We start from the raw sequence: 19274 nt of genomic DNA, 5'->3' as shown, positions 1-19274 counted from the left end.
CGTCGGAAGGAGGCACTGGGTGATCGAGCTCGAGGGGGTTCCCGAGCTGATCGACCCGGTCATGGTGGCCGCGTTCGAGGGCTGGAACGATGCCGGCGACGCCGCCTCCACCGCGGTCGCGCATCTGGACAAGGAGTGGAAGGGCGAGGTGTTCGCGGCGCTGGACGCCGAGGACTACTACGACTTCCAGGTGAACCGCCCCACGGTGTGGCTGGACGGCGGCGTACGGAAGATCACCTGGCCGACGACCCGCCTCTCGGTGGTCCGCGTCGGCGGCGACAAGCCGCGTGATCTCGTACTGGTCCGAGGTATCGAACCATCCATGCGCTGGCGCTCGTTCTGCAACGAGCTCCTCGGCTTCGCCCACGAGCTGGGAGTGGAGCTGGTCGTGATCCTGGGCGCCCTGCTCGGCGACACCCCGCACACGCGTCCGGTCCCGATCAGCGGGACCACGTCCGACCCGGACCTGGCCCAGCGCATGGACCTGGAGGAGACCAAGTACGAGGGCCCCACGGGCATCGTCGGCGTCCTCCAGGAAGCGTGCACGCACGCGGGCGTACCGGCGGTCAGCCTCTGGGCGGCCGTACCGCACTACGTGTCGCAGCCGCCGAACCCGAAGGCGACGCTGGCGCTGCTGAACCGGCTCGAGGACCTGATCGACGTACGCATCCCGCTGGGCGAGCTGCCCGAGGACGCGCGCGCCTGGCAGGTGGGGGTGGACCAGCTGGCCGCCGAGGACACCGAGGTCGCCGAGTACGTGCAGACGTTGGAGGAGGCCCGGGACACCGCGGAGCTGCCGGAGGCGACGGGCGAGGCGATCGCCCGCGAGTTCGAGCGGTATCTGCGCAGACGGGACGGCGGGGGCCCGACCCCGCCGGGCGGGCACGCGACCGAGGGCGGCGACGGTACGTATCTGCGGGACAACCCCAGTGGTCGTCCGCGGCCGCCGAAGCCGCCGAAGCCGGGCGGCGGCGGCACGGACGACGAGGAGTCGTCGGAGGAGTGAGACGGAGGTGGGCGGTTCGCACCGCCCACCTCACGGTCACACCTGCGGTACCGCCACGACGTCGTAATCGGTGTCGGGCGTCGGTTCCACGTCGAAGCGGGCGTTGGGCAGATACAGCTTCTCGCCCCAGGCCGCGACGGTCGTCGGGATGCGGAAGCGGGAGTCGGTGATCCTGACGATCGCCGTGCCCTTCGTGCCGGCGGCGTTCAGCCGGAACACATCGATCGCGTTCTGCCGCTGCTGGACGACGTAGAGGGTCCGACCGAGCAGCAACAGGCCGTCCCCGTTGGGGATCTTGGAGCCGCCGAGGTCGACGGCGCGGGCGACTCCGGTGCGCGGGTCGACCCGTTCGAGGGTGCCGCCGTCGGCGAAGGCGTTCACCACGAGCAGGGCGCGGCCGTCGGGGGTGCGCTCGATGCCGTTGGCGGTGAAGTCGTCGCCCTGGACCCAATCACCGGTCAGCGGGACGGTCTCGACGCCCTGGGGCTCGCCGTGCTTGCCGAGGCTCAGCCTGTAGAGCTGCGGTTTGAACGAGTCGGTGAACCAGGCGGCGCCCGGGGTGAGGATCACATCGTTCACGAAGGTGCCCCCGGTGGCGTACACCTTCTCGATCTCGCCGGAGCGGACGTGCACCGTGCGGATCTCGCCGCTGTCGCCGCCGGCGAGGAACAGCCGACGGCCGTGCCCGTCGATCTTCAGGCCGACGGTCGGGTGGCCCGCGCCGAGGCCCTTGCTGATCACGGAGCCCCGGCCGGTGGCGAGGCTCGCCCGGTAGATGTCGCCGTCGGCGAGGGAACCGAAGTACGCGAAGGGTTTCGTGCCGATGGCTATGCCCTCGGGCTGGAAGCCGTCGGGCAGCGGGAACCGGTCGGGCCAGGCGCCCTTCGGCTTCTCGGCTGCGTGGGCCGTGCCGCCGAGCAGCGCTGCTCCCGTCAGCGCCGCGGTCGTGGTGAGGAGTCTTCGACGTGCGAAGGAACGATCTGTGGGTGCCACTGTGCGTCCTTCTGCCAAGGGCCGACGGATGGGTCGGCCGAACGGTCAACAGGCGCTCTCACCCCATCACATGACCGTCGCCTCCGCAGTCTTTGGCCGGATTGCCACGTGACATCTGTTTCAGGACGGATTGCACACGGTACCCAACTCAGCTTGTTTCCAAACCGAGTTGGCGAACACGGGCTGGACGAGGCGCCGTCGGAGTGCTTGGTTGTCCCACGGAGGCTCACCACCCGCAACCAGGCACCCGCAAGGACCGAGGGGAGCGGAACCCGATGACCGACCAGGTACAGCCGGAGCAGGGCCCAGGAACGTCCGGGCCGGGGCCCGACGGAGCGGGATTCACCTATCGAGGAGCCGAACAGGAACTGATCGTCGTCGCCCGTCCCGAGGCCCGGCTGCGCGCCCAGGCCGACGGCGTCCGGTCGGCGGCGGGCGCCGACGTCTCGGCCCTCAACATGTTCCTCAGCGACGAACAGCTCGCTCTTGAACCGCTGTTCGGAAGCGAGGAAAGGTTGCAGCAGTCGGCCGTCTCGGGCTCCGAGAACGTGCCCGACCTCGCGCTGTTCTACCGGGTGCGCGGCGACCGCAGCCGCGCCGAGGAACTGCGCTCGCGGATCGCCGCGCTGCCGGGCGTCGACACCGCGTACGTGAAGCCGGGCGCCGTACCCGCCGCCCTCCAGCAGATCGGCGAGGAGAGCGGCCGGCTGAAGGAAGGCGCCCCGGTCACATCGGACTTCAGCAGCCGGCAGGGCTATCTGCGGCCGGCGCCCGAGGGGATCGACGCGCACTGGGCCTGGCAGCGGCCCGGCGGTACCGGTCAGGACGTGACCGTGATCGACGTCGAGGGCTCCTGGCAGCTGGGCCATGAGGACCTGGCCGCCAAGCTGGCCGGTGTCGTGGTCGGCACCCCGCTGACCGACATCGCCTGGCGCAACCACGGCACCGCCGTGATCGGGGTGATCGGCGGCGACCAGGGCGAGCACGGCGTCACCGGCATCGTGCCGGAGGCGACCACCGCGGCCGCGTCCTTCCAGGGCATCGGCACCGCGGCCGCGATCCACGCGGCGGCGGACCGGCTCGGCCCCGGCGACATCGTCCTCGTCGAACTCCACCGGCCCGGACCGCGGTCGGAGTTCGCCGAACGCGACGACCAGCGCGGCTACATCGCCCTGGAGTGGTGGCCGGACGACTTCGCGGCCGTCCGCCACGCCACCGCCAAGGGCGTCCTCGTCGTGGCGGCCGCCGGCAACGGCGGCGAGTCCCTCGACGACGCGGTCTACGAGCGCCGCCCCGACGAGTTCCCCGAGTGGTGGCGCAACCCGTTCAACCCGTCCAACCAGTCCTCCGGTGCCGTCCTGGTCGGCGCGGGCGCCCCGCCGCCCGGCACACACGGCCGCGACCACGGACCGGACCGGTCACGGCTCGCGTTCTCCAACTACGGTGCCCGGGTGGACGCCCAGGGCTGGGGACGCGAGGTCACGACCACCGGCGGCTTCTGGGACAAGCCCGGCGACCTGCAGGGCGGGCCCGAGGAGATCGCCTGGTACACGGACACGTTCTCCGGGACCTCCTCGGCCTCTCCGATGGTGGTCGGCGCCCTGGCCGCGCTGCAGGGCATGCTCAGGGCGGCCGCCCAGGCTCCGATGTCCCCGGAGCGTGCCCGCGCGGTGCTGCGGGCGACCGGGGCCCCGCAGCAGGACGCGCCGGGCCGGCCCGCCTCCCAGCGGATCGGCAACCGGCCCGACATCAAGGCGGCGGTGACCCATCTGCTGCCGCACGCGGTCGGCTCCGGCCAGGCCGAGCGGTACTGGGACGAACTGCTGCCGTATCCGCGCGAACTCCCGCCCAGGCTCCGGCTGTTCGTGGCCGGCGGCTGGCGGAACCTGAACCACCCGTCCCCCGAGATCCGCCAGGCGGTGCACGCCGCGTTCGCGGGGGGACGCCCCGACGTCCGCGTGTGGTTCGCGGACGACGAGATCGTCGGTCTGGTCGTCACTGGCTGACGGCGACACATCCCCACCATCACCAGGGAAGGTGGCACCCGCATGAGCACCACCCCGCAGATGAGCCAACTGGGACAACAGCAGGGACAGCAGTTCCCGAGCACTTCGCCGTACCAGCAGCAACAGCAGCAGCCGTTCGGCCAGCAGGGCTTCGGCCAGCAGCAACAGCCGTACGGGCAGCAGGGCTTCGGCCAGCAAGGACAGCAGGGCCAGCAAGGTCAGCAGGGCTACGCCCAACAGGGCCAGCAGCAGCCGTTCGGCATGGGGGGCGGCTCGCTGGAGCAGCTCCAGCAGCTCGGCCGGCAGCAGCCGTTCCAGCAGCTGCTCCAGCAGCTCGGTCAGCAGCAGAGCCAACAGGGGCAGCAGCAGGACCAGCAGAGCCAGCAGCAGGACCAGCAGGCGCAGCAGATCGAGCAGCAGGTGCAGCAGCATCTCCAGCAGATCGTGCAGCAAGTGGTCCAGCAGGTCGCTCAGCAGGTCCAGGCGCAGCCTCTGGCGGCCGGTGTGGCCAACGGCTTCATCGACATCATCCAGCCGCTCCAGGGCCAGCCACGGCAGATCTTCCTGCGCATCAACAACCAGTTCCGGGTCCTCAACAACCCGATCCCGCAGATCCAGCAGCAGATCCAGGAGGCCTTCGCCTTCGGCCACCAGGTGATCGGCGTCTGGGACACCCAGTCCCCGAACGTGCTGCGCAGCGTCAGGATCCAGCGGCTCTGACCCGCGCCTGACGGTCTGACATGACCGAGGGCGCTTCCGCCACGTGGCCACGTGGCGGAAGCGCCCTCGTCTCTGTTCTGTCTAGAGCGCTACGCCCAGCAGCGCGTCCACAGCCCGCGACACGAGGCCGGGTGCGCCCTCGTCCGTGCCGCCCTGCTCCTGCTGCCGCGCCGCCCAGCGGTCCACGGCGGCCAGCGCGGTGGGGGCGTCGAGGTCGTTCGCCAGGGCCTCGCGGATCTCCTCCACGAGGGCGTCGGCGGACGGACCGTCGGGCCGGGAGACGGCGGCACGCCACCGTCCGAGCCGGGCGACGGCGTCCTCGAGCACCTGGTCGGTCCACTCCCAGTCGGCCCGGTAGTGGTGGGCCAGCAGGGCGAGCCGGATCGCGACCGGGTCGACGCCGTCGTAGCGCAGCTTCGAGACGAAGACCAGGTTGCCCTTGGACTTGGACATCTTCTCGCCGTGCAGGGCGACCATGCCGGCGTGGACGTACGCCTTGGCCATGGGGAACTCGCCGGTCAGCACCTGGGCGTGCGAGGCGCCCATCTCGTGGTGCGGGAAGGCGAGGTCGGAGCCGCCGCCCTGGACGTCGAAGCCCATGCCCAGGTGGTCGAGGGCGATGGCGACGCACTCGATGTGCCAGCCGGGCCGACCGCGGCCCAGCGAGCCGCCGTCCCAGCTCGGCTCGCCCTCACGGGCGGCCAGCCACAGCATCGGGTCGAGCGGGTTCTTCTTGCCCGGACGGTCCGGGTCGCCGCCGCGCTCGGCGGACAGCAGCCGCATGGCGGTGGCGTCGAGGTTCGAGACCTTGCCGAAGTTCGGGTCGGACTCGACGGAGAAGTAGACGTCCCCTTCGAGTTCGTACGCGGCGCCCGCGTCCCGCAGCCGTTCGACGAGCGGGACGATCCCGGGTATCGCCTCGACCGCGCCGATGTAGTGCTGGGGCGGCAGCATCCGCAGGGCGGTCATGTCCTCGCGGAAGAGAGTCGTCTCCTTCTCGGCGAGGGCGGCCCAGTCGACGCTGTCCCGCTCGGCGCGCTCCAGGAGCGGGTCGTCGATGTCGGTGACGTTCTGGACGTAGTGAACCTGCCGCTTGGTGTCGAGCCACACGCGCTGAACGAGGTCGAACGCGTTGTACGTCGCCGCGTGTCCCATGTGGGTCGCGTCGTACGGCGTGATGCCGCACACGTAGAGACGGGCGACAGGACCGGGGGCAAGGGAGACCAAGCCACCGGTCGCGGTGTCGTGGATCCTCAGGTCGCGGCCCTGACCAGGCAGGGCGGGGACCTCGGAAGCGGGCCAGGCATGCATGTCATGAGCCTAACCGGACGGATGCTCCGTATACGAACCGGACCGGGCCGGATGGCCGGTAAGGCGGTCTTGCGCGGAACGCTCCGCAGGGGTAACCGTGACAGAACTGCCGGCCGGTGGGGGCTGGTCGCGCAATTCCCCGCACCCCTACGGGGCACGATGCCACCCGCTCTGCTCCTATACCGGCGGCCAGGGAATGGCCGGCCACTCGCCGCTCGGCTCCGGGTGCGTCCCGGTGGCCAGCAGGGCGTCGACACGCGCGCGCGTGGCGTCGAGCTCGGCCGGGGTGATCAGTGCGGCCAGCCGGGTGCCCAGCTCCCCCGTCAGGGCTTCTCTGAGGCCTTTGAGTACGTCGACGGCCTCGCCCGGCAGCGGCTCGCCCGCCCAGCCCCACAGCAGGGTGCGCAGTTTGTTCTCGGTGTTGAAGGTCACGCCGTGGTCGATGCCGTAGAGACGGTCCCCGGCCGGCAGCAGATGGCCGCCCTTGCGGTCCGCGTTGTTGATCACGGCGTCCAGCACGGCCAGCCGGCGCAGCCGCTCGTCGTCGGCGTGCACCAGCAGCGCGGTCTTCCCGTCGCCGACCTCGGCGAACCCGATCGCCTTCCAGCCCGGCCCGGGCTCCTCCGTGTCGACGAGCGCCAGCAGCTCGGGGCCCGGCTCGGCCTCGACCCACAGCTGGACCATGCCCTCGCCGTAGGGTCCGTCGCGCAGCACGGTGGGCGGTACGAGCCCCCAGCCGGTCGCCTCGCAGACCTCGTACGCGGCGACCTCGCGCTGGGCGAGGGTGCCGTCGGGGAAGTCCCACAGCGGGCGCTCACCGCGTACGGGCTTGTAGACGCACGCGACTTCCTGCCCCTCGTACGAGACGGCGCAGTACAGCACCGCGTTGGAGGCCTCGCGGATCTGTCCGCGCACCGTCAGCTCACCCCGGGTGAGCAGCTCTGCCGTGGTCACGCTCCGCGGCGGTATCCGTTCTGGCGCGGACATACGTGTCCTTCCGGGTCGAGCGGGAGACTGCACAGCGGGCACGGCGGCCGCCCGGCGTTGACGACGTCCAGGGCGCGCTTGGCGAAGGCTCTCGCCTGCGCGCCGGTGAGCCGGACCCGCAGCATCGGGGGGCCGTTCTCCTCGTCCTGGAGGAGCCGCTCCTCTGCCTCGGCGAGGTCCTCCTCGGTGTCGGCGTCGAGCTCCACCAGAGCCTGCGCCTCGACGATCATGCGCTGCTCCTCGCCGTCCCAGGCCAGCGCCATGGTGCCGACGCGGAACTCCTCCTCGACGGGGGTGTCCAGCGGGGCGGCGTCGGACACCTCGCTGGGTGCCACGGCCGGGACGGCGGCGCTGCCGCCGCTGCGGCGCACGACCTCGTCCAGCAGCTCGTCCATCCGCTCGGCGAGCGCGGCGACCTGGGTCTTCTCCAGGGCCACGCTGGTCACCCGGGGGCCGGCGGAGGCCTGAAGGAAGAACGTACGGCGCCCGGGCAGTCCGACCGTGCCGGCCACGAAACGCTCCGGTGGGTCATAGAGGAACACCTGACGGGACACGTCCTGTCTCCATTGGAATCGTGGGTACGGCGCTGCTTCGACCGCTTCACCCTACTGCGCCCGACGATCACGGTGCGCCCGCACCACCACCGACCGTGGCATCGCCGGCGGGAGGCTCCTCGCGCGGGGCGAGCGAGGCGAAATCTCCGGTGTCGCCGAGGCGCACGAGAAACGGCCGCAGACGGGTGTAACGGATCGCCGTGATGGAACACGGTTCTACGGAGATCCGCTGGAAGAGGTCGAGATGGAGTCCGAGCGCGTCCGCGACGAGCGACTTGATGATGTCGCCGTGCGAGCACATGAGATAGACGGCGTCGTCGCCGTGGTCGCGCTCCACGCGCGCGTTCCACTCGCGTACGGCCTCGGCGGCGCGGGTCTGCATCGCCCGCATCGACTCGCCGCCGGGGAACGCGGCCGCCGACGGGTGGGACTGGACGACCTGCATCAGCGGCTCGTCCATGAGCTCGGCGAGCTTGCGGCCGGACCAGTCGCCGTAGTGGCACTCGCCGATCCGCTCGTCGGTGTGCGGGTTCAGCTCGGGACGGGCGTCGAGGAGCGGCCGAATCGTTTCCTGGCAGCGCTGGAGCGGGCTGGTGACGACCTCGGAGATCGGCAGACCGGCGAGCCGTCCGGGCAGTGCGGCGGCCTGCGCGGCCCCGCGTTCGTCCAGGGCGACCCCGGGCGTCCAGCCGGCGAGCAGTCCCTCGGTGTTGGCGGTGGATCGTCCGTGGCGGACGAGGATCAACGTGGGCATGCGGCCCAGCGTAGGCGCACGCGCCCGGCCGAAGGGGCGCGCCGGTGTCGAGAGGTCGAGCGCGCGGAGGCCCGAAGGGTCGAGCACGGTCGACCTCTCGACACCGGCTGGAGCGCCCCGGAGGCGAAAATGTCACCGTGCGGCGGATTGCGAGCGACGGGAGAATACGCAGCGTGATCGTCGACTGTGCCATCTACCGGGACGGGCACCGCAGCGAGGGCCCCGAGGACCTGTCCGACGCCCTGGACGAGGCGCGGGCCGCGGGCGGGTTCGTCTGGATCGGGCTGCACGAGCCCTCGGAGCGGGAGTTCGACCTCGTCACCCAGGAGTTCGGGCTGCACCCGCTGGCGGTCGAGGACGCCCTGAAGGCCCACCAGCGGCCCAAGCTGGAGGTCTACGACGACTCGCTCTTCCTCGTCCTCAAGCCCGTCGTGTACGAGCCGGAGAGCGACCGGGTCTCCACCGGCGAGGTGATGATCTTCCTCGGCGAGGGCTTCGTGGTGACCGTCCGGCACGGCGAGGGTTCGCCGCTCAAGGCGGTTCGGCAGCGACTGGAGCAGGAGCCGGAGCTGCTCGGCAAGGGCTCCACGGCGGTGCTGTACGCGGTCTCGGACGCCGTCGTCGACCATTACCTGGACGTCGCGACGGAGCTCCAGACCGACCTGGAGGAGCTGGAGACGGAGGTCTTCTCGCCGGACGGCGGCGGTTCGCGCCACACGGCGTCGCGGATCTACACCTTCAAGCGGCAGATCCTGGAGTTCCGCCGGGCGACGGGCCCGCTGGCGCTGCCGCTGACCCGGCTGGCCGCCGTCGGCCAGTTCGGCTCGGGGGTGCCGTTCGTCAACGAGAAGGCGCGGCCCTTCTTCCGGGACGTCAACGACCACCTCACGCGCGTGAACGAGTCCGTGGAGGGCCTGGACCGGCTGGTGTCGGACATCCTCTCCGCGCATCTCGCGCAGATGAGCGTCCGTCAGAACGACGACATGCGGAAGATCTCCGCGTGGGCGGCCATGGCCGCGATCCCCACGATGATCGCGGGGATCTACGGCATGAACTTCGAACACATGCCGGAGCTCCACTGGGTGTGGGCGTATCCGGCGGTGATCGCGCTCATGGCCGCCCTGGAGGTGCTGCTGTACCGGCTGTTCAAGAGCAGGGGCTGGCTGTAGCGCCGCTGCTCAGGCGAACTCGGGGGCCGCGGCCGCCGGTCCGCCGAGGGCGTCGCGCCGCTCCGGCATCCGCAGGGAGACCATCCGGCGCCATCCCCCGGCGCGTTCGTAGGCGTACAGGGCATGGATGCCCGCGGCCAGGACGGCGGACTTCGCGGTCGGCCAGCCCAGGATGCGGCCCATGTGGGCCATGACCGCGAGGCTGACGTCCCGGTAGACGCGGATCTCGGCGAGCGCGCACTCCCGAAGCGTGCGCTGGATGGCCCGGCCGTGCCCCGCGGAGGCGAGGCGCAGCAACTCCTCGTGGCAGTAGGCGAGGTGGTTGTCCTCGTCGTGGGAGATCATCTTCACGGCGCGGCCGAGGTCGGGATGGTCGGCGAAGTGCTTGCGCAGCAGTTCCATCTGCTCGGAGGCGCGCTGCTCGGTGACGCGGCTGTGGGCGAGGTAGGTCACGATGTCCTGCACGGTCAGTGCCTGGTCGGCCTTGAGCCTGTCGTGGGCGAGACCGATGCCGCCGCGCTCCAGGAGCATGGTGTAGTCGGTGTCGGGCGGTACGGGGACGGGCTCGAGGCCGCGCTTCTTCATCAGGGCGTTGAAGATCCGCCCGTGCTTGTCCTCGTCCGCGCCGTGCCGGGTGATCTTGGAGGCGAGGGCGCGCTCGCCGTCCGGGACGAGCGCGGCGATGCGGGCGTTCTCCCAGCCGCCCTGCGTCTCCCCGCCGGCCGCGATGGAGCAGAACAGCCGGAAGGACTCGTCGTTGTCGATGATCTCCTGGAACAGACCCTTGGCCGAAAGCATCGTGGGCACCTCTCTGCGGGACTCCGCGGCATTCCGCAAAGAACGAGTCAAATGCGGCGCGAGGGGTGCTGCAACAGCTGTGTCGGACAACTCCGCCAAAAGGAGGACCCCGCGCGTCACGACAGGGGCGTAACCACACGGGCGCGGGCGCGTTGTTCCGCGTGACGGCCGTGGCGGGGAAGACCCCCGAGCCCCCACCACGGCCGCAGAAACCTCCGGCGCGTGTTACGCGAGTCCGGCCCGCTCCAGGGCCTCGGACCCGGCCCGCAGCGCGGTGATCCGCTCGTCGAGCGTGAAGCCCGCGGGGGCGAGGCTCAGCGTGGTGACGCCCGCCGCCGCGTACTCCTTCATCCGGTCCGCGATGCGGTCCACGGAACCGAGCAGCGCCGTCTTGTCGATCAGGTCGTGCGGGATGGCCGCCGCGGCGCCCTGCTTGTCGCCGGACAGGTACTTCTCCTGGACCTCGGCGGCCGCCGCCTCGTAGCCCATGCGCTGGGCGAGCTGGTTGTAGAAGTTCTGCTTGGCGCTTCCCATGCCGCCGACGTACAGCGCGGTGTAGGGGCGGAAGGTGTCGGCGAGGCTGGCCACGTCCTTGTCCTCGCCGAGGGCGAGCGGGAGCGTCGGGTGGACGTCGAACCCGTCGAGGGTCTTGCCCGCCTTCGCGCGTCCCGCGCGCAGGTGCTTGAGCGTCGTCTCCTCGAGGTGCTCGGCGGACGGGAAGATGAGGAGCGCGCCGTCGGCGATCTCGCCGGTCTGCTCCAGGTTCTTGGGTCCGATCGCGGCGATGTACAGCGGGATGTGCTCGCGCTCCGGGTGCACGGTCAGCTTGAGCGGCTTGCCGGGGCCGCCGGCCAGCGGCAGCGTCCAGTGCTCTCCTTCGAACGACAGACGCTCGCGCGTCATCGCCTTGCGGACGATCTCGACGTACTCACGCGTGCGTGCCAGCGGCTTGTCGAACTTGACGCCGTACCAGCCTTCGGAGACCTGCGGTCCGGAGACTCCGAGGCCGAGGCGGAAGCGGCCGCCGGAGAGCGAGTCGAGGGTGGCGGCGGTCATCGCGGTCATCGCCGGCTGGCGGGCCGGGATCTGGAAGATGGCCGAGCCGACGTCGATGCGCTCGGTCTGCGCCGCGACCCAGCTGAGCACGGTGGCCGCGTCGGAGCCGTAGGCCTCGGCGGCCCAGCACACGGCGTACCCGAGTCGGTCGGCCTCCTGGGCGACGGCGAGATTGTCCGCGTCCATTCCGGCGCCCCAGTAGCCGAGGTTGATGCCGAGCTGCATGACCGATTCCCCTTACCCATCAGTAACGTCCCTGGTTTCCCGACCTTAGCGCGGGGCGTGCGGATCGGGGCAGCCGACGGTCGTGTTCTTCCGCCCACATGAACGCGCGTGTCGCTGACGGAAACTGGTTGTCCACAGGCCCCCACACCGCTGGTTCCGGCCAGTAATGTCGGCGTTCATGGAGCAGAGGCATCTCGGCCGCACCGGCCTGCGTGTGTCCCGCATCGGACTCGGAACCCTCACGTGGGGCAGGGACACCGACGAGCACGACGCCGCGGACCTCTTGAAGACGTTCTGGGAAGCGGGCGGGAGCCTCGTCGACACCGCGGACGTGTACGGCGATGGGGAGTCCGAGTATCTGCTCGGACGCCTCATAGAAGGGCTGATCCCGCGCCGGGATCTGGTCATCTCCACCAAGGCGGGCAGCGTGCCCGACCCGGACCGGCGCTTCGACGGCTCGCGCGGCCATCTGCTCTCCGCGCTGGACGCCTCGCTGTCCCGGCTCGGCACGGACTACGTCGACGTGTGGCAGGTCCACGCCTACGACCCGGACACCCCGCTGGAGGAGACCCTCCAGGCGCTCGACCTCGCGGTCAGCAGCGGCCGCGCGCGGTACGCCGGGGTCTCCAACTTCTGTGGCTGGCAGCTCGCCAAGGCCGCGACCTGGCAGCTGGCCGCCCCGGGCACCCGGACCCGGCTGGCCGCGACACAGCTGGAGTACTCGCTGCTCCAGCGGGGCATCGAGCGCGAGGTGCTGCCCGCCGCGCTGGACCTGGGCATCGGACTGCTCCCGTCGTCCCCGCTGGGCCGCGGGGTGCTGACGGGCAAGTACCGCAACGCCACGCCGGCCGACTCGCGGGGCGCCTCGGACCACCTCGCCCCCTTCGTCGCGCCGTACCTCGACGACACGGCCCGGCACATCGTGGACGCCGTGCAGACCGCCGCCGACGGGCTCGCGGTGACCCCGCTCCAGGTGGCCCTCGCCTGGGTCCGCGACCGGCCCGGCGTGACCGCGCCGATCGTCGGCGCGCGCAACGCGCAGCAGCTCACGGCGGCATTGTCAGTGGAGGCCCTTAGTCTTCCTGACGAGATCTGCCGGGCGCTCGACGATGTGTCGGCGCCCGTGCACCGCTATCCCGATCACGACTGGAGCACGCTGTGAGCACGGAGCCGGAGCCCACGGAGGAGACCGAGCCGCAATCGCCGGGCACCGCAAAGGACGCGGACGCCGACGACGCCGAGGCGGGGGCGGCGGTCCCGGGCGACGGGGCCGAGACGCCCGCGGTCGCCGAGGGCGACTCGGACGAGGCGGCCGGCGAGGCTTCGGCGTCCGACAGCGAGCAGGGCGAGGCCGCGGCGAAGCTGTCCGAGGCCGCGGCCGAACTCGCGGCGCAGAAGCTCGAGCGGGAGCGGATCGCCCGGCGCAAGGCCGAGAAGCAGGGGCCCGTCGAGGCCGGGGCCAAGCTCAGCGGGAAGGCCGCCGATCTGCTGGCCGCCGTGCGGGCCGTCGAGAGCGGGGACAAGCCCGCGGCGACCGTCTTCGCCGAGCCCGAGCCGCCGCGCCGGTCCGCGCCGGAGCCGGTACAGCGCCCTCGGCCGGTGACGGCCGACGCGCCCCCGGCTCCCGCGGCGCAGACCGTCGAGTCCGTCCGGCGGGTCCTGGCCGACGGCGGTGCGCCCGAGGCTCTCGTCCCGCAGGTCGCCGCGCTCGGCGAGGGCGCGGCCGGCCGACTGCGCGAGGACCCCTGGCAGTTGCTGCGGGTCGCCGGGGTGCGGCCCGAGCAGGCCGACGGGTTCGCGCGGGCACTGCTCGGCACGGAGTGCGGCCCGGACGACGAGCGGCGGGGCCGGGCGGTGACCGTCTGGCTGCTGGAGCAGGCGGCCGTGGCCGGGCACACGGCTCTCGAACTTCCCACGCTCACGGCGGCGTTGGGCAAGCAGGGGGTGCCGGATGCCGACGCGGCCGTCCAGAGCACCCTCACGGAGGCCGAGGCGCTGGTCTTCCAGGACGCCCTCGACCCGCGGGCCCCGGAACCGGAGGAGGGCGAGGAGCGCCCGGTCCGCGTCCTGGTCGGCCTCGAGCGGTACGCGATGGCGGAGGAGAGCCTCGCCGACGGACTGGCCCGGCTGATCAACTCCGTACCGAAGCAGGACGGTTCCGCCGAGGACTGGGAGCGCGCCGCCGACTCGGCCCAGGGCTCCGCCGGCGAACTGATCCGCGCGGTCGCGGGCCACGGCCTGGTCCTCCACACCGGCGCCGAGGCTTCCCTGGCCGAACCCGCGGCTCTGCTCCACGCGGCCCGTGAACTCGGCCTGCGTGCCTGGGCGACAGCCCACGGCCCGCTGGGACGGGACCGCTTCGCGGCCCTGGCCTCCGGCGACACCGCCACCACCGTCACCGGCCTCCTCTCCGGGACCGAAGGCCCCGGCCGCGATGCCGACGGCGCACTCGATCTCGACCTCCTCGTGGTGCTCGACGCGCCGCAGCTGGACGTGGAGAGCGCGGCGCTGCTGACGGAGTCGCTGCCGGACGGGGCGCGGCTGGTGCTGGCCGGGGACCCGGCGGTGCTGTGGTCGGCGGGGCCGGGGCGGGTGTTCGGTGATCTGCTGGCCGCGCGCGTCTGCCCCCAGATCGCCTCCCGGCGGCCGGACCCCGGCCCGCTCGGCGAGCTGGTCTCCGGTATCGGCATCGGCGAGCTGAACCAGGTCGAGGCCCCCGGCAAGGAGGTCGTGATCGTGCCGGCGCGGGACGCGGGCGAGGCCGTGCACCGCACCGTGCAGCTGGTCGCCGACTCGGTGCCGCGGGCGATCGGTGTTCCGCCCGAGGCGACCCAGGTGATCACGCCGGGCCATGGCGGCGCGGCGGGCACCCGCGCCCTCAACGCGGCCCTCAAGGAGCGGCTCAACCCCGGTCCCGGCCGCTTCGGCGGCTTCGACCCCGGCGATCGCATCGCCTACTCCCCCACGCCGGGCCGCACTGTGTCGGGCCACGTGGTGAAGGCCGACGCGGAGGGACTCCACCTCACCTGTGCGGGCAAGTCCGTCGTCGTACCGAAGGAGCGGGTCGAGGACTCCGTACGCCACGGCTGGGCCCTCACCGCCCACCAGGCAGCCGGCGGCCGCTGGCCGGCGGTCGTCGTGGTCCTCCCGGGAGACGCGACCCAGGCCCTGACCCGACCATGGGTCTACACAGCGTTCAGCCGAGCCGAGCGCCACCTCTCCGTCGTCCAGGGCGCGGACCAGGCCCTCCCCAGGGCAGTGGCGGAAATCCCGGCCAAGCCCCGCACCACCCGCCTGCCCGTGCTGCTCGCCACTCAGGTACCAACGCCCAGCTGACCCACCCAAGGGGCTCGGAGAACTGCGCGACAAGCCACGACGCACCCGCACACGCGAGACGGCGGCGGCCACGGAATCCCTCCGCGCCCGCCGCCGCCCAAGCCCGGCGCAGCGTTACGCGTGGCGCTCCAGATCCTCGTCCTCGTCCAGCTCCGCGTCGAGATCGTCCAGCTCGTCCTCGCCGTCATCGATGGCGTCATCGATCTCGCCGTCATCGATCTCGTCGTCGAACACCGCGCTGACGTCGAACCGGCACACCACCCGCTGCGCGTCGATCTGCTCGAACGGCCCCGCCAGCCACTCACCGGGATCCGCCTGCTCGTCCGCCGCGGTCACCCACAGCGTGGAGTCGCCCTCCTCCAGGCCGAACTCCTTGTGCCGGGAGGCGATCTCGTCCGGTTCGAACTCTCCGAACAGGATGCCCAACGCTCCGTGCACCGTGCCGGAGGTCTCCGCACCGTCCTCGTAGTCCGCCGCCTCGATCCGCTGCGCCTGCGCGAGCAGCCGCTGCGGCTCCGCCACCGCGTAGTCACGGCGGATCAGCACGCTCACCGCATGCGGCTCCTCGGGGCCGGTGTACGGCGGAAGCGCGTCCTCGGTGCCGGGGATCTCGAAGGGGGTGACCTCGTCGTAGCGGTCGTAGAGCAGCTCGTCGTACGTCTCGGCGGCCGCGGCGAGCTCGTTGAACGCCTCGTACACGGCCGGGTCGTCCTCCCCCGACCGGCGTTCGACCGCGGCCAGGTGGCGGTCGAGCGCGGTCTTGACCGCCTCGGCGGCGGCACGTACCTCGGCAGCGGTGGGCTGCACAGCATCAGACATAGTGCAGACGCTATCCGTACCGGGCCCCAGACCGCACAATAGATGCGATGCCGGAATACGAATTTGTCGACGTGTACGTACCGCGCGGGGTCTCCCGCAAGGACGCCACCCGACTGCTGACGGACCATGCCGAGTACGGACACTGGGAGTTGGACCGCCTGAGCCTGCTGCGTGACGGAAGCCGCAGGGTGCGGCTGCGCCGCAGGATCATCCGCCAGGTTCGTGCCACCTGGTGAGATGACGCGACGAAAACGGAGCGGGCCCCGCCGATGCGGGGCCCGCTCCGTCATGCGCCGTGTCCGCTACGCGGCTGCCCGTGCCTTGCGGTAGAGCACCGCGCCCGCCAGCAGCGCGCCCGCCCCGACCGGCAGGGTGAGCCCCAGCGGGAGGTCGCTGCCCGTGTGGGCGAGCTGGGCCTCACCGTGCGGCTGGGCGACCGTCTGCGTACCGGGGTGGTTGCCGCCCGGCGAGCCCGGCGTCTCCCCGCCCGAGGACGGCGGTGTGCCCGGGGATCCGGGGGTGCCCGGGGATCCGGGGGTGCCCGGCTCCACGGGGTTGCCCGGGTTGTTCGGCTGCCCGGGGTTGCCGGGCTGGTCCGGGCCGCCGGGGGGCGTCTGGCCACCGCCCGGAGGTGTGCCGGGGTGCCCGCCCCCGGAGCCGTCGTTCGCGCAGTCGTTGCCCGTGGCGGGGTTGCCGATCCCGATGATGTCGACGCTGTTGCCGCAGACGTTCACCGGGACGTCCACCGGGGCCTCGACGTGGTTGCCGGAGCCGACGCCCGGCGAGCCGCTCGCGTGACCGTCGGACGACGAACCGCTGCCGCCGGAGCCACCGCCGTACCCACCGTCGTCGCCGTACCCGCCGGACGATCCGCTGGTGTTGGCGCACTTGTTGCCCATGGCCGGGTTGAGCACCCCGACCACGTCGACGGTGTTGCCGCAGACGTTCACCGGCGCGTGCACCGGCGCCTGCACCGTGTTGCCCGACAGCACGCCGGGCGAGTTCGAGCTCGATCCGTTCGCGGCCGAGTCGGCGTGGGCGGCACCGCCCGCGGCGGCGATCACGCCGGTCGCGGCCGCCACGGTCATCAGGCCTTTGCGGGTGACCTGTCGCATTCCTGAATTCTCCCTGCCTTTTCGATTCCGACCTGCAATCCTCGTGAATAGACCGGTCGGCCCCGGGGCGCATGGCGCGCGCTCCGAGGCCGGCGGGTGTCAAACGACCCTCAGCGGATCGATGTCACTTGTTGATGCAGGTGTTGCCGAAGGCGGGGTTCAGCAGACCGATCACGGAGATCGTGTTGCCGCACACGTTCACCGGGACGTGGACGGGCGCCTGAACGACGTTGCCGGACAGGACACCCGGGGAGTGCACCGCGGCACCCTGGGCACCCGCGTCGGCGACGGCCAGGCCCGCACCCGCGAGAACCAGGCCACCAGTGGCAGCCGCAGCGGCGACGACCTTCTTGATCATTATTCCTCCTTGTTGGCAAAAGCGATCTCGTGTTTATTTGCCGATCGCATCACCTGTAACGAGGACGGAGTAATGAAGCTACGAGCCTATGAGTGCATTCACCCTTCTCATTCGTTTCCGCACGGGCTGTCGAATAGTGACGTCAATTCTCGGCCTACGCCGTCAGGACGCGTCGATGAACCGGTCGAGCACCCGCACACCGAACTTGAGCCCCTCCACGGGCACACGCTCGTCGATGCCGTGGAACATCCCGGCGAAGTCGAGCTCCGGCGGCAGCTGGAGCGGCGCGAAGCCGAAGCAACGGATGCCGAGGTCGTCGAAGGACTTGGCGTCGGTGCCGCCGGAGAGCATGTAGGGCACGGCGCGGGCGATCGGGTCCTCGGCGCTCAGGGCGACCTGCATGGCGTCGACGAGCCTGCCGTCGAAGTCGGTCTCCAGGGCCTTGTCGCCGTGCACGTCCTCGCGGCGCACGCGCGGACCGAGGATGCGGTCGAGGTCGGCGAGGAACTCCTCCTCGTAGCCGGGCAGGAAGCGCCCGTCGACGTGGGCGGTGGCCTGGCCGGGGATGACGTTGACCTTGTAGCCGGCGCCGAGCATGGTGGGCGCCGCCGAGTTCCGCAGCGTGGCGCCGACCATCTTGGCGATGCCGCCGAGCTTGGCGAGGGTCTCGTCCATGTTCTCGGGGTCGAGCTCGGTGCCGAGCGCGTCGGAGAGCTCGTCGAGGAAGGACCGCACGGTCTTGGTGACCCGCACCGGCCACGTGTGCCGCCCGAGCCGGCCGACGGCCTCGCACAGCTCCGTGATCGCGTTGTCGTTGTTGGTCATCGACCCGTGTCCGGCCGTGCCGTCCACGGTGAGCCGCATCCAGTGCATGCCCTTCTGGGCGGTCTCGACCAGGTAGAGCCGCAGGTTCTCGTTGACGGTGAAGGAGAACCCGCCGACCTCGCCGATCGCCTCGGTGACGCCCTCGAAGAGATCGGGGTGCTTGTCGACGAGGTACCGGGCGCCGTACGTGCCGCCGGCCTCCTCGTCGGCGAGGAAGGCGAGGACGATGTCACGCGGGGGCTTGCGGCCGCTGCGCAGCCGGTCGCGGACGACCGCGAGGGTCATCGCGTCCATGTCCTTCATGTCGACGGCACCTCGTCCCCACACGCATCCGTCGACGATCTCGCCGGAGAAGGGGTGGTGGGTCCAGTCCGCCGCGTTGGCCGGTACGACGTCGGTGTGCCCGTGGATGAGCAGCGCCGGCTTGGAGGGGTCCTCGCCCTCGATGCGGGCGACCGTGGAGGCGCGTCCCTGGTGCGACTCGAAGATCTGCGGGTCGAGGCCCACCTCCGCGAGCTTCTCGGCGACGTACTCGGCCGCCTTGCGCTCGCCCGGGCCCGAGTGGTCGCCGTAGTTGCTGGTGTCGATCTGGATCAGCTCACGGCAGAGGTCCACGACCTCGTCCTCGCCGGTGACGTGCCTGGTCGTGTCCGTCCCGCTCACGGTGGTTCCTCCCGCTGTCACTGCTGGTGGTTCCCCTCATCCTCCCCCTCCGACCGGCCGCACCCAAGAGCGGACCCGGCCCGTCACACGCCGTTCACGCCGGGACGAGGGGGTGATCGGGGCACCTCGAAAGCCTGGTAATGTTTCCTCTGTCGCCGCGAGGGGAACCCCGCGCGACAGACACCTTGTCCGGGTGGCGGAATGGCAGACGCGCTAGCTTGAGGTGCTAGTGCCCTTTATCGGGCGTGGGGGTTCAAGTCCCCCCTCGGACACCAGCTAAAACCCCTGTTGATCAGGGGTTTTTTGCTTTTCCGGCTGCGGCACGACATCCCGAGCAGCCCGCAGCGGACCACCCGCGCAATCGCCGGCGTGAACGGCACCCTACGAACCAATGAATTCGAGGCGTACGCCAGGCAACAAAAGCACCAACTCGGCCTGTTCTCGGAGCTCTTGGGCGATGTGGGGCATGTCTCGTCCGAAGCGCGAACCCGCAGGTCAGACTGAGTGCGGCCCGATCAAGTACCCACCCGGACGGGCCCTCTGCGGTGGCCGTTCCCCGGGCACGGACCTAGCGTCGTA

18 protein-coding genes and 1 tRNA gene are annotated in these 19274 nt (G+C 71.4%); 8 read left to right on the top strand and 11 right to left on the bottom strand.

Going from position 1 to position 19274, the window contains the following annotated elements; genetic code table 11:
• Positions 1-19: 19 nt before the first annotated feature.
• Positions 20-1006, top strand: coding sequence for a PAC2 family protein (locus QF037_RS37230; protein ID WP_307032935.1), 987 nt, complete (start codon positions 20-22; stop codon positions 1004-1006).
• Between the two features lie 36 nt (positions 1007-1042).
• Here QF037_RS37230 and QF037_RS37225 read toward each other — a convergent pair whose 3' ends face one another.
• Positions 1043-1999, bottom strand: a complete 957-nt coding sequence (locus QF037_RS37225; protein ID WP_307032933.1) for a superoxide dismutase — start codon at positions 1997-1999, stop codon at positions 1043-1045.
• A gap of 275 nt (positions 2000-2274) precedes the next feature.
• On the opposite strand from QF037_RS37225, the gene QF037_RS37220 reads away from it, so the two are divergent.
• Together QF037_RS37220 and QF037_RS37215 are read left to right on the top strand one after the other, a co-directional pair.
• Positions 2275-4005: a S8 family peptidase gene (locus QF037_RS37220; RefSeq protein ID WP_307032930.1), complete on the top strand. Its 1731-nt coding sequence runs from the start codon at positions 2275-2277 to the stop codon at positions 4003-4005.
• Between the two features lie 42 nt (positions 4006-4047).
• Complete coding sequence (locus tag QF037_RS37215) at positions 4048-4725, top strand: hypothetical protein (RefSeq protein WP_307032928.1); 678 nt, start codon at positions 4048-4050, stop codon at positions 4723-4725.
• 81 nt (positions 4726-4806) lie between these two features.
• On the opposite strand, the gene mshC is transcribed toward QF037_RS37215, so the two are convergent.
• The 4 genes from mshC to QF037_RS37195 form a co-directional block, all read right to left on the bottom strand.
• Positions 4807-6036 (bottom strand): cysteine--1-D-myo-inosityl 2-amino-2-deoxy-alpha-D-glucopyranoside ligase, encoded by a 1230-nt coding sequence (mshC, locus tag QF037_RS37210; RefSeq protein ID WP_307032926.1) that lies wholly within the window; start codon positions 6034-6036, stop codon positions 4807-4809.
• Positions 6037-6213: 177 nt separating this feature from the next.
• A complete protein-coding gene (locus QF037_RS37205) occupies positions 6214-7023 on the bottom strand; it encodes an SCO1664 family protein (protein ID WP_307032925.1) in 810 nt (269 codons plus the stop codon).
• On the bottom strand, positions 6987-7577 hold the full coding sequence (locus QF037_RS37200; RefSeq protein WP_307032923.1) for a DUF3090 domain-containing protein: 591 nt from the start codon (positions 7575-7577) through the stop codon (positions 6987-6989). The genes QF037_RS37205 and QF037_RS37200 overlap by 37 nt, the downstream gene beginning before the upstream one ends.
• A 67-nt stretch (positions 7578-7644) precedes the next feature.
• Positions 7645-8331 carry a histidine phosphatase family protein gene (locus QF037_RS37195; protein ID WP_307032920.1) on the bottom strand — a complete coding sequence of 229 codons (687 nt, stop codon included), beginning with the start codon at positions 8329-8331 and terminating at the stop codon, positions 7645-7647.
• 173 nt (positions 8332-8504) lie between these two features.
• Between QF037_RS37195 and corA the strand changes: the two genes are divergently transcribed.
• Positions 8505-9500: a magnesium/cobalt transporter CorA gene (gene corA / locus QF037_RS37190; RefSeq protein WP_307032919.1), complete on the top strand. Its 996-nt coding sequence runs from the start codon at positions 8505-8507 to the stop codon at positions 9498-9500.
• 9 nt (positions 9501-9509) lie between these two features.
• Here corA and QF037_RS37185 read toward each other — a convergent pair whose 3' ends face one another.
• Together QF037_RS37185 and QF037_RS37180 are read right to left on the bottom strand one after the other, a co-directional pair.
• Positions 9510-10298, bottom strand: a complete 789-nt coding sequence (locus QF037_RS37185) for a ferritin-like domain-containing protein (protein ID WP_307032917.1) — start codon at positions 10296-10298, stop codon at positions 9510-9512.
• Positions 10299-10523: 225 nt separating this feature from the next.
• Positions 10524-11579, bottom strand: a complete 1056-nt coding sequence (locus tag QF037_RS37180; protein ID WP_307032915.1) for an LLM class F420-dependent oxidoreductase — start codon at positions 11577-11579, stop codon at positions 10524-10526.
• A gap of 178 nt (positions 11580-11757) precedes the next feature.
• Here QF037_RS37180 and QF037_RS37175 point away from each other — a divergent pair, with 178 nt between their 5' ends.
• Entirely contained in the window at positions 11758-12741 is a 984-nt protein-coding gene (locus QF037_RS37175; RefSeq protein ID WP_307032913.1) for an aldo/keto reductase, read from the top strand.
• On the top strand, positions 12738-14915 hold the full coding sequence (locus QF037_RS37170) for an ATP-dependent DNA helicase (protein WP_307032912.1): 2178 nt from the start codon (positions 12738-12740) through the stop codon (positions 14913-14915). The genes QF037_RS37175 and QF037_RS37170 overlap by 4 nt, the downstream gene beginning before the upstream one ends.
• Before the next feature lie 114 nt (positions 14916-15029).
• Here the strand turns inward: QF037_RS37170 and QF037_RS37165 are convergent, their stop codons facing one another.
• Positions 15030-15734, bottom strand: coding sequence for a hypothetical protein (locus tag QF037_RS37165; RefSeq protein ID WP_307032910.1), 705 nt, complete (start codon positions 15732-15734; stop codon positions 15030-15032).
• 47 nt (positions 15735-15781) lie between these two features.
• On the opposite strand from QF037_RS37165, the gene QF037_RS37160 reads away from it, so the two are divergent.
• On the top strand, positions 15782-15970 hold the full coding sequence (locus QF037_RS37160; protein ID WP_005485166.1) for a DUF5703 family protein: 189 nt from the start codon (positions 15782-15784) through the stop codon (positions 15968-15970).
• 66 nt (positions 15971-16036) lie between these two features.
• Here the strand turns inward: QF037_RS37160 and QF037_RS37155 are convergent, their stop codons facing one another.
• The 3 genes from QF037_RS37155 to QF037_RS37145 all read right to left on the bottom strand — a co-directional run bounded on the left by QF037_RS37155 (position 16037) and on the right by QF037_RS37145 (position 18695).
• Positions 16037-16849 carry a chaplin gene (locus tag QF037_RS37155; protein WP_307032908.1) on the bottom strand — a complete coding sequence of 271 codons (813 nt, stop codon included), beginning with the start codon at positions 16847-16849 and terminating at the stop codon, positions 16037-16039.
• Between the two features lie 124 nt (positions 16850-16973).
• Positions 16974-17207: a chaplin ChpH gene (gene chpH, locus QF037_RS37150; protein WP_307032906.1), complete on the bottom strand. Its 234-nt coding sequence runs from the start codon at positions 17205-17207 to the stop codon at positions 16974-16976.
• Between the two features lie 162 nt (positions 17208-17369).
• On the bottom strand, positions 17370-18695 hold the full coding sequence (locus tag QF037_RS37145; protein WP_307032904.1) for a M20/M25/M40 family metallo-hydrolase: 1326 nt from the start codon (positions 18693-18695) through the stop codon (positions 17370-17372).
• 187 nt (positions 18696-18882) lie between these two features.
• On the opposite strand from QF037_RS37145, the gene QF037_RS37140 reads away from it, so the two are divergent.
• Positions 18883-18970: transfer RNA gene (locus QF037_RS37140), tRNA-Leu, on the top strand.
• Positions 18971-19274 lie beyond the last annotated feature (304 nt).

The organism is Streptomyces canus, from assembly GCF_030815415.1.
GTDB classification, from domain to species: domain Bacteria; phylum Actinomycetota; class Actinomycetes; order Streptomycetales; family Streptomycetaceae; genus Streptomyces; species Streptomyces canus_F.
Note: the sequence above shows the minus strand (reverse complement) of the source record. Positions and strands in the feature narration are given on the sequence as shown.